This window comes from Devosia sp., assembly GCF_036406155.1.
GTDB lineage: Bacteria > Pseudomonadota > Alphaproteobacteria > Rhizobiales > Devosiaceae > Devosia_A.
In genome coordinates this window covers 1-9,676 of record NZ_DASWVV010000134.1, presented here as the reverse complement: position 1 = coordinate 9,676, position 9,676 = coordinate 1, and the positions used below count along the sequence as shown (strand labels likewise).

Here is a 9,676-nt window from a genome sequence, read left to right as displayed (position 1 = left end):
GAGGCGCGCCCGCCGGCGCCGCCCGCTGCCGCCGCGCCGCCCCCCGCACCACCGCCCGAAGACGCCCCGCCCTCCGACAAGCTCACCCCGCGCAACGCCGCTCCCCCGGGGGACAAGGCCGCCTAGCTCCGCCCGCCCCGGCTATTGTACGCCCCCCGCTCTTGCGCCAAGATGACTGGCCGAGAGGAGGACCTGGCGATGCAAGTCGATAACATCCTTCAATCCAAGGGCATGACCGTCTACACGGTGCGCGCCCACGCCCCGATCTCCGAAGCGGTGCGGGTGCTCAACGAGCACCGCATCGGCGCCGTCGTCGTGCTGGCCGAGAACGGCCGCGTCGCCGGCATCCTGAGCGAGCGCGACGTCGTCCGCCATCTGGGCGGCGATCCCGCCGCCCTGCTGCAGCGCGCCGTGCGCGAGGTCATGACCGCCGACGTCATCACCTGCGAGCGCCGCACCGACGTTTCCGAACTGATGGAGAGCATGACCAACCACCGCATCCGCCACATCCCGGTGGTCGAGGGCGGGGAACTGGTCGGCATCGTCTCCATCGGCGACGTGGTCAAGGGCAAGATCGAGGAAGCCGAGCAGGAGGCGCACGCCCTCAGGGAATACATTTCCTCCTGAGCGCGGGGCGCGCCCTCGCCTGCGGCGGCGCGCCGCGGCCCACCTTTCCAAACGTTCATGCGCCCGCAAGGCTGCCGCCATGAATCGCGCGCTAGGCTGTGTGCGTCGGACTCGAGGGCCGACGGCAGACGACCCAACCCATGCAAGGGAGCTTCCCATGAATCGCTTCACGAGGACCTCTGCGGCCGTGATCGTCGCGGCCCTCGGCCTTGGCGCGCTGGCGCCCGCCGCCATGTCCCACGACTGGGGCCGGCAGCAGGCCGGCAACGGCCCGCGCCACGAGATGATGTTGCGCGGCGACCAGCACCCGATGGGCGGGGCCATGGCGATGCGCGGCGGCTTCCTCAAGTTCAACTGCTCCGCGAAGGGCGCCGAGCGGCTCGAGCGCGTGTTCGTCTCCCTCGCCCGCATGCTCCAGCCCACCGCCGAGCAGCAGCCGCTGTTCGACGCGCTCAAGACGGCGGCGCTCACCGCCCAGACCAGCCTGGCCGACACCTGCGCAGCGGCGCGTCCCGCCGACAGCGCGGCGGCGGCGCCCGGCCTCGTCGAGCGCCTGCAGACCCGCCTCAAGCTCGACGAGGCCCGAACCGCGGCGCTCTCGGGCGTCCTGCCCGAACTCGAGGCCTTCTACAACAGCCTCACCGACGCCCAGAAGGCCAGGCTCGACGCTCCGCGCGAGATGCGCCGCCAGTTCGGCACCCGCGACGGCGGCGAGCGCGGCCTGCGCTTCTTCTTCCGCCACCACGGCCCGATGACCGGCCAGGGCGGCTGATCCGGGCGCGGGCCGGGCCGCTGCAGCCCGCGTCCGGCCCGCGCCCCCCGGCCGTCCCCGAAGCCCCGGCCCGCCCCCGGCCGGGGCTTCCCTTTTCGCCGCGCCGGAGGTTGCCCGGCCGTGGGGGAACCGCTACCAATCCGGCACGTCCCTTGTCAGCCCAGCCGCCGCGTGATGTCCCTGCCGCCCCTGCCCCTCGATACCGCCCGCATCCGCGCGGAGTTCCCCGCCTTCCGGCAGCCCAACCTCAAGGACTGGTCGTTCTTCGAGAACGCCGGCGGCTCCTACACGGCCGCCCCCGTCCTCAACCGCATGAAGCACTTCTACTGGGCAACCAAGGTGCAGCCCTACGGCTTCTATCCGGCCTCGCGCGAAGCCGGCCAGGCCATGGACCAGGCCCATCGGCGCCTCGCCCAGGCGCTCAACGTCACCGTCGACTGGATCCATTTCGGCCCCTCGACCTCGGCCAACACCTATACGTTGGGCCACGCCGTCGCCGGCTGGCTCAAGCCCGGGCAGGCCGTCGTCGTCACCAACCAGGACCACGAGGCCAACTCCGGCGCCTGGCGCAAGCTCGCCGGCCACGGCATCGAGGTGCGCGAATGGCGGGTCGACCGCCAGACCGGCCGGCTCGCCCTCGCCGAGCTCGACAAGCTGCTCGACAGCAAGGTGCGCCTCGTCTGCCTGCCGCACTGCTCCAACATCGTGGGCGAGATCAACCCCGTCGCCGATGTCGCCACCCGGGCCCGCTCCTGGGGCGCGGTCACCGTCGTCGACGGCGTCTCCTACGCGCCGCACGGCCTGCCCGACCTGCTGGCGCTGGGCGCCGACATCTACCTGTTCTCCGCCTACAAGGTCTACGGCCCGCACCAGGGCGTGATGGCCGTCCGCCCCTCGCTGGCCGCCGAGCTTCCCAACCAGGGCCATTTCTTCAACGATACCCAGCCGCGCAAGCGCCTCGTGCCCGCCGGCCCCGATCATGCCCAGGTGGCCGCCGCCGCCGGCATCGCCGACTATCTCGAGACCGTGGCCATGATCGCCGGCGACGCGGTCCCGGGCGAGACCCCGTTCCGCAAGGCCCACAACGCCATGCGCGCGCAGGAGACGGCCCTGCTCGCCCCGCTGCTCGACTACGTGCGCGGCAAGCCCGGCCTCAGGCTCATCGGCCCCGACGATGCGGCGTCGCGCGCTCCGACCCTCTCCTTCGTCCTCAAGGAGCAGGGCATCACCGCTGCCGAGCGGCTCGCCCGCCACGGCATCATGGCGGCGGGCGGGCATTTCTACGCCTGGCGCCTGCTCGAGGCGATGGGCATCAGCCCCGGCCACGGCGTGCTGCGGGTTTCCTTCGTGCACTACACCTCGCGCGAGGACATCGACCGGCTGATCGCCGCCCTCGACGCCGAGCTTTGAGTGCCGGGCCGGCCGGCGCTGCCGGCCGCCCGCGCGCCTATTCGTCCGCCGTGCCCGGCAGGCTAAGGTCGCCCGAGGCGACGTCGAACACGTCGACCACGCACAGCAGCGGAGCATGCACGTCGGCATTGACGCGCAGCCCGGCGGTGACACCGTCGAAGCGGGCCCCCGCCAGCACCTGGGGCGTGTCGAACGTGACCCGCACCACGACGCTGTCCGCCTCGAAGCGGGGCTGCCAGCCGGGGCTGTCGATCAGGATCGGCAATTCCGGCCAGGTCACCGGCACCGTCGGGGTCGTTCCGGGCGGAATGTCGACGACCTTGAGCGCGCCGGCACCGCAGCTGTCGTCGGCCTCCAGCACCACCCAGTGGCTGTGCCACAGATCGCCGTCATTGCCGGCGTCGCCGTCGCCGTTCTCGTCCTCGCGCGGCGTGTCGTCGAAGTCGGGATGGGCAGTGACCGCCAGCGCCAGGATGCCGGCGCCCGGCGCGAACCCGACGGTCGCGGCATCGAGACTGGTCGGCCACACATAGGCGAACACCGACGCGTTGGCGAGCGTGCCGACCGGGCTCGGGTGCGAGGCCCCGGCCTGCCCCGACACCACCATGCGGAACTCCGCAGTGGCGCCGTCCGTGGTGAGCCGGGCGTGCACGATGTCGAAATCGGCAACCTCGGCGTTACCCTTTTCGGCGGCGATGCCCGCCGGCTCGTTTGCCAGCGTGGCGCCGGTGCCGGCGGCGAGCAGCGCCGCCGTCAGCGCCGCCCCGCCGGCGGCGTAGATCAATCTGTGGGAGCGTGGCATAGTCTGATGTTCCTTCCTTCTTCGCGAGGGGGGTGGACAACAGGGCGTCCCGCTCGTTGCCGCGAGCGGGACGCCCGCTCATGCGACCGGCGCTTCGCTTGCGCCGGCCTCCGCGTGGTCGCCGCAGTCGAGCCGCAGGTCGGCATCGCCGAAGGCGGCGTCCACGAAGGTGCAATGGTGGGGCTGCGCCGCGTCGGCGTGCGCGTAGGGGCGAAAATGCCGGCAGCTCAGGCACATGCGCTGCACGGGGATGGCACCGCGCTGCTGCAGCGCCCGGATCATCTTGCTGAGGCCCTTGAGGAACGCCGCCTGCTCCGCCGGCTCGAGCACGTCGATGGCGCCCAGCAACGCGTCCGGCCACACCGCCAGGGCCTGGGCGGCGCGCCTGCCCGGCGCCGTCGCCTGCAACAGCACCGCCCGGCCATCCCCGGGGTCGCGGCATTTCTCGACATGCCGCTTGCGCACCAGCGCCGCCACGGCGTCGCTGGCCGTGGGCTGCGTCACCGCGATCTCGCGCGCCACCTCGGTGAGGCGCGCCGGCCCGCGCGCTGCCAGGTGCACGAGGATCTGCGCCTGCGTCGGGGTCAGCGAATTGGCCTCGGCCTGCTGCCACTGCTCCGAGCGCAGCACCATGCCGATCTTGGACAGCGCCGTCGCGATCTGCGTGTTCGCCGGCATGCTTCTGATCTCCGCGTGTCGCGGTGATGATGCATAGGACTCCTATGCAAGTCAACAACGCGCCGCAGCCGCCCCCTTCCGTTCCCGGCGGCGGCCCGCTACACATCCGCGCCATGTCCCGCCCCCTTGCCGTTGCCGCCCTCGTCCTCACCACCATGCTGTGGGGTTTCGCCTTCGTGGCGCAGAAATCCGCCATGGACGCCATGGGCCCCCTCACCTTTTCGGCGGTACGCTACGCACTGGGCGGGCTCGCCGTGCTGCCGCTGGCGATCTGGGAATGGCGGCGCAACCGGGTCAGCATCGCGCCGCGCGACTGGCTGCTGATCGCGGTCATCGCGCTCGCCTTCTTCTTCGGCGTGTGGCTGCAGCAGGCCGGCCTCGTGCTGACCACGGTCACCAATGGCGGCTTCCTCACCAGCCTCTACGTGCTGTTCGTGCCGCTGCTGGCGCTCGGCCTGTTCCGGCACAAGCCACACAAGGTGGTCTGGGTCGGCATGCCCCTGGCCCTGCTCGGCGTCTACCTGCTCAACGGCGCCCGGCTCGATACGCTCAATTTCGGCGACGTGCTGGTCATCGGCAGCGCCGTCGCCTGGGCGGTGCAGGTCCTGCTCATCGGCACCGTCGCCCGCCGCACCGGGCTGCCGGTCACCATTTCGGTGATCAGCTTCGGCGCCACGGCCGTGCTGTCGGGCGTGGGCGCCCTCGGCTTCGAGGCGCCGAGCCTCGCCGCCATCGGCGCTGGCTGGATCGAGATCCTCTATACCGGCCTGTTGTCCACGGCGGTCGGCTTTACCCTGCAGGCGATCGGCCAGCAATACGTGCCGCCGGCCAATGCCGCCATCATCCTGTCGGCCGAGGGCCTGTTCGCGGCGCTCGGCGGCGCCCTCGCCGGCGAGCGCCTCGCCGTCATCGGCTATGCCGGCAGCGCCCTCATCTTTGCCGCCATCGTCATGGTCGAGGCGGTCCCGGCCCTGCGCCAGCGCCGCGTCGCCGCCGCCGGATAGCCCGTCGCACCGGCCTACTTCACGCGGAGCAGTTCCACCCCCTGGCACAGCAGGCCCGAGCACCCGCGCACATGGATGTTGTCGGCATCGAGGATCTCGACGCTGCCGTTGACGGTGACGCCCTGGATGGTGATGTCGCCGCGCCATTTCTGCGTCGCCACCCGCGGCGCCGTCACCAGCATCTGCTCCCCGACATAGCGCTTGAGCTTGCGCCCGAGCGTCGAATCGTTGGCCCAGATCATCCGCGCGCACAAATCGTCGCCGTCCCCGCACAGGGTCAGCTCGTACTTCGACTCGCCGCCATTGGTGATCCAGACGCCGGCCGGCGAATGGATCGTCGCCGCCACGGCCGGACCGAAGAGGGCAACGGTCACCGCCGCCGCCAGCAGCATCCTTGCGATTGTCTTCATCCTCATCCCCAGGCGCCCGCCCGCACGGGAGTCGCTACTGCTCGACTTTGGCGCCTTTGTGAAGCCCTGTCATGCGCTTGTCATCGGGCCGGCCTAAGCCTCGCCTGGTGCGGGGCCGATCCCCAGCCCCGCGCGGCCCACGCTGCCCCCCGGGGCAGCCGGGCAAACGCCTCGAAGGATCGCCGCCGCCAACCCGGCATCCTGCGCCGACCCCGCTTCGGCATTTCGGCCGCCCTCGCCCGGCGGCCGCTTTTTTTGTGTTGAGAGCCCGGTCCGGGCCTCGCCCCTCGTGGCGGCTTGCGCCACAACAGCGCCATGGCCAAGCTCTATTTCAACTACGCGGCGATGAACGCCGGCAAGTCCACGTCGCTGCTGCAGGCCTCGCACAATTATGTCGAGCGCGGCATGCGCACGCTGCTGTTCACCTCCGCCCTCTACGCCGAGGACGGGGTCGGCCTGATCACCTCGCGGCTCGGCATTTCCGCCGAGGCTGCCCTGTTCTCCCCCGGCGACGACCTGTTCGACATCGTCCGCACCGAGGCGGCGGCCGCCAAGGTCGACTGCGTGCTGGTCGACGAGGCGCAGTTCCTCGATCACGAGCAGGTCTGGCAGCTCGCCCGCGTCGCCGACCGGCTCGATATCCCGGTCATGTGCTACGGGCTGCGCACCGACTTCCAGGGCAAGCTGTTTCCCGGCTCGGCCGAATTGCTCGCCGTCGCCGACGCGCTGCGCGAAATCCGCACCATCTGCTATTGCGGGGCCAAGGCGACCATGGTCGTGCGCCAGGATGCCGACGGCCGCGTCCTCACCGACGGCGACCAGGTCTCCATCGAGAAATCCGTATATGTCTCCCTGTGCCGCCGGCACTGGGAGGAAGAGACCGGCCGCTGGCCGACGAAGGGACCCTTGCCATGATCGACACCGACCAGGCCGAGCCGCGCGGCGCGCTCACCATCCGCACCGTCGCCATGCCGGCGGACACCAACCCCTCGGGCGACATCTTCGGCGGCTGGGTGATGAGCCAGATGGACATCGCCGGCGGCATCGCCGCCTCCGAGCGCGCGCGCGGCCGCACCGTGACCGTCGCCGTCGAGGCCATGACCTTCATCGCCCCGGTCAAGGTCGGCGACATCTTGTGCGTCTATACCGAGGTGCAGCGGGTCGGCACGACCTCGGTCACCATCGCCCTCGAGGCCTGGGTGCGGCGCGGCCGCATCGGCGACCGGGTCAAGGTCACCTCCGGCCATTTCGTCTATGTCGCCCTCGGCGAGGACGGGCGGAAGCGCCCGATCGACCCCGCCTGAAGCGCCGCGGCTCTTGGCACCCGCGCCGCGCCGCGCTAGCGTTCCCCCATCGACGTACCGCACGCCCCGGGGGACTCAGCCCATGCGCCTTGCCTCGCGTCTTGCCGCCATCGCCGCCCTCGCCATCGGCCTCGCCCTCGCCGCGTTGCCGGCGCAAGCCGGCTTCGCAACCGGCAGCGCGGCCTGGCTGATCAAGGCCGAGACCCTGCACGAGGGGCCCGGCCGCGCCTACGACGTCGTCGGCCAGTTGCCGGGTGAAACCAGGATCCGCGTCGATCGCTGCACCTGGCGCTGGTGCCGCATCCACGCGCACGGCGCGCGCGGCTGGGTCAGCCGCGCCAATGTCAGCTTCGGGCAGTGGCCGCGCGGCCCCTTCACCGGGCCGAAATTCCACCACCCGCGCGGCGGCACCGCGTGCTTCTACGAGGGCCGCAACTACAGCGGCGCCCGCGTCTGCGCCAGGGCCGGCACCGTGGTGCGCGACCTGCTGCTGTTCGACCGCGACAACCGCTATTCCTCCGTCGAGGTCCACGGCAGCACGGTGCTGGCCTGCCGCGACCGCGACTTCACCAGCTTCTGCGTGCTGATCGTCGAGAGCCAGCCGCGCCTCGACGGCTTCCTCGACAACAATTTGTCGTCCTACCGCGTCTACTGACGGCGGCCACCGCCGCCTTTGCCGTTCCCTTTCCGTTCCCGCCGTGCTAAGGAAGGCCGGTTCCATCCTGACGGCGGGTTCCGGCGCGCCTCCCGCCCGTGCGGGGGCGTGGCGAAGTGCCCGCCGCGCGCACCGACAGGGATCCGCCCATGGCCTCCGGCAAACCCTCCTCTCGTCCGCCCAAAGCCGAATTCTCGATCGACGACTTCATCGGCGAGATCGAGAAGGCCGAGGCCGAGCGCCTGAGCAAGCCGCTGCCGCAGGAGCGGCTCAGGAACAAGCGCGCCCTCGACAACGCCGCCCGCCGCGCCGCCGAGGCCGCCGACGCCGCCCTGCAGCCGCAGAAGCCGAAGAAATCCGCGCGCTCCGCCGCCACCGGCATGAGCCTCAAGGCCCCCAGATCCAAGGCCAACGCGGTCGAACGCCCGACCAATCTCGACGGCTTCGCCGAGGCGCCGCAGGCCGGCTTCACCGCCCGCCCCGCCGCCGTTCCCGCCCGCATCGGCACCGAGGTCGGCAATGTCGGCATCTCGGCCACGGTCAAGGCGCTGGAGCAGATCATCCTGCACGGCCGCAAGGAGGTCGAAGGCAACACCGCCTGGCGCCCGCACCGCCCGGCCCGGCCGGTCAAGACCGAGGGCGGCATCCCCTTCCGCCTCGTCACCGGCTACGAGCCCGCCGGCGACCAGCCCACCGCCATCGCCGACCTGGTCGAGGGCATCGACAACGGCGAGACCGACCAGGTGCTGCTCGGCGTCACCGGCTCGGGCAAGACCTACACCATGGCCCAGGTCATCGCCCGCACCAACCGCCCGGCGCTGATCCTTGCCCCCAACAAGACGCTGGCGGCGCAGCTCTACGGCGAATTCAAGTCGTTCTTCCCGGACAACGCCGTCGAATACTTCGTCTCCTACTACGATTACTACCAGCCCGAGGCGTACGTGCCGCGCACGGACACCTATATCGAGAAGGAATCCACCATCAACGAGCAGATCGACCGCATGCGCCACGCCGCGACGCGCGCCCTGCTCGAGCGCGACGACGTCGTCATCGTCGCCTCCGTCTCCTGCATCTACGGCATCGGCTCGGTGGAAGACTACACCGCCATGACCATCGACCTCCGCAAGGGCCAGTCCATCGACCAGCGCGAGCTTTTGCGCGGGCTCACCGCCCTGCAGTACAAGCGCGGCGACGCCGGCTTCACCCGCGGCACCTTCCGCGTGCGCGGCGACACCGTCGAACTGTTCCCCGCCCACTACGAGGACGCCGCCTGGCGCATCACGCTGTTCGGCAACGAGATCGAGGCCATCGCCGAGATCGACCCGCTGACCGGCAAGAAAGCCGCCGACCTCAATTTCGTGCGCGTCTTCGCCAACTCGCACTACGTGACGCCGCGCGCCACCATGAACCAGGCCATCAAGGAGATCCGCAAGGAACTCACCGCCCGCCTCGAGGAGCTCAACGCCGCCGGCCGCTACCTCGAGGCGCAGCGGCTCGAGCAGCGCACCCGCTTCGACCTCGAGATGATGGAAGCCACCGGCTCCTGTGCCGGCATCGAGAACTATTCGCGCTACTTCTCCGGCCGCAAGCCGGGCGAGCCGCCGCCTACCCTGTTCGAGTACCTGCCCGACAACGCGCTCGTCTTCGTCGACGAGAGCCACGTCACCATCGGCCAGCTCGGCGCCATGTATCGCGGCGACCTGCGGCGCAAGGCGACGCTCGCCGAATACGGCTTCCGCCTGCCCTCCTGCATGGACAACCGGCCACTGCGTTTCGAGGAATGGGACGCGATGCGCCCCGACACCATCGCCGTGTCGGCCACGCCCGGCGCCTGGGAGATGGAACAGGCCGGCGGCGTCTTCGCCGAACAGGTGATCCGTCCCACCGGCCTGATCGATCCGCCCGTCGAGATCCGTCCCGCCAAGTCCCAGGTCGACGACCTGATCGACGAAGTTCATCAGGTGTCGAAAAAAGGCTACCGCGCCCTCGTCACCACGCTCACCAAGCGCATGGC

General features: G+C 70.8%; 11 protein-coding genes. 8 read left to right on the top strand and 3 right to left on the bottom strand.

Annotated elements, in window-relative coordinates:
* The first annotated feature begins 198 nt into the window (after positions 1 to 198).
* The 3 genes from VGD93_RS08495 to VGD93_RS08485 all read left to right on the top strand — a co-directional run bounded on the left by VGD93_RS08495 (position 199) and on the right by VGD93_RS08485 (position 2,809).
* Positions 199 to 627: a CBS domain-containing protein gene (locus VGD93_RS08495; protein ID WP_395011087.1), complete on the top strand. Its 429-nt coding sequence runs from the start codon at positions 199 to 201 to the stop codon at positions 625 to 627.
* A gap of 157 nt (positions 628 to 784) precedes the next feature.
* Positions 785 to 1,399: a Spy/CpxP family protein refolding chaperone gene (locus tag VGD93_RS08490; RefSeq protein ID WP_395011086.1), complete on the top strand. Its 615-nt coding sequence runs from the start codon at positions 785 to 787 to the stop codon at positions 1,397 to 1,399.
* A gap of 174 nt (positions 1,400 to 1,573) precedes the next feature.
* Positions 1,574 to 2,809, top strand: coding sequence for an aminotransferase class V-fold PLP-dependent enzyme (locus VGD93_RS08485; RefSeq protein WP_395011084.1), 1,236 nt, complete (start codon positions 1,574 to 1,576; stop codon positions 2,807 to 2,809).
* Between the two features lie 37 nt (positions 2,810 to 2,846).
* Here the strand turns inward: VGD93_RS08485 and VGD93_RS08480 are convergent, their stop codons facing one another.
* Positions 2,847 to 3,611, bottom strand: coding sequence for a hypothetical protein (locus tag VGD93_RS08480; protein WP_395011082.1), 765 nt, complete (start codon positions 3,609 to 3,611; stop codon positions 2,847 to 2,849).
* A gap of 78 nt (positions 3,612 to 3,689) precedes the next feature.
* On the bottom strand, positions 3,690 to 4,289 hold the full coding sequence (locus VGD93_RS08475; protein ID WP_395011080.1) for a MarR family winged helix-turn-helix transcriptional regulator: 600 nt from the start codon (positions 4,287 to 4,289) through the stop codon (positions 3,690 to 3,692).
* 113 nt (positions 4,290 to 4,402) lie between these two features.
* On the opposite strand from VGD93_RS08475, the gene VGD93_RS08470 reads away from it, so the two are divergent.
* Positions 4,403 to 5,293, top strand: coding sequence for a DMT family transporter (locus tag VGD93_RS08470; RefSeq protein WP_395011078.1), 891 nt, complete (start codon positions 4,403 to 4,405; stop codon positions 5,291 to 5,293).
* Between the two features lie 14 nt (positions 5,294 to 5,307).
* On the opposite strand, the gene VGD93_RS08465 is transcribed toward VGD93_RS08470, so the two are convergent.
* Positions 5,308 to 5,703: a hypothetical protein gene (locus tag VGD93_RS08465; RefSeq protein WP_395011077.1), complete on the bottom strand. Its 396-nt coding sequence runs from the start codon at positions 5,701 to 5,703 to the stop codon at positions 5,308 to 5,310.
* 315 nt (positions 5,704 to 6,018) lie between these two features.
* Here VGD93_RS08465 and VGD93_RS08460 point away from each other — a divergent pair, with 315 nt between their 5' ends.
* The 4 genes from VGD93_RS08460 to uvrB form a co-directional block, all read left to right on the top strand.
* Positions 6,019 to 6,618, top strand: coding sequence for a thymidine kinase (locus tag VGD93_RS08460; RefSeq protein ID WP_395011075.1), 600 nt, complete (start codon positions 6,019 to 6,021; stop codon positions 6,616 to 6,618).
* Positions 6,615 to 7,007: an acyl-CoA thioesterase gene (locus tag VGD93_RS08455; RefSeq protein ID WP_395011073.1), complete on the top strand. Its 393-nt coding sequence runs from the start codon at positions 6,615 to 6,617 to the stop codon at positions 7,005 to 7,007. Before VGD93_RS08460 ends, VGD93_RS08455 begins: the two co-directional genes overlap by 4 nt.
* Before the next feature lie 82 nt (positions 7,008 to 7,089).
* Positions 7,090 to 7,662 (top strand): SH3 domain-containing protein, encoded by a 573-nt coding sequence (locus VGD93_RS08450; protein WP_395011072.1) that lies wholly within the window; start codon positions 7,090 to 7,092, stop codon positions 7,660 to 7,662.
* Positions 7,663 to 7,811: 149 nt separating this feature from the next.
* On the top strand, positions 7,812 to 9,676 hold a 1,865-nt coding region (uvrB, locus tag VGD93_RS08445; protein ID WP_395011070.1), incomplete at its 3' end, for an excinuclease ABC subunit UvrB.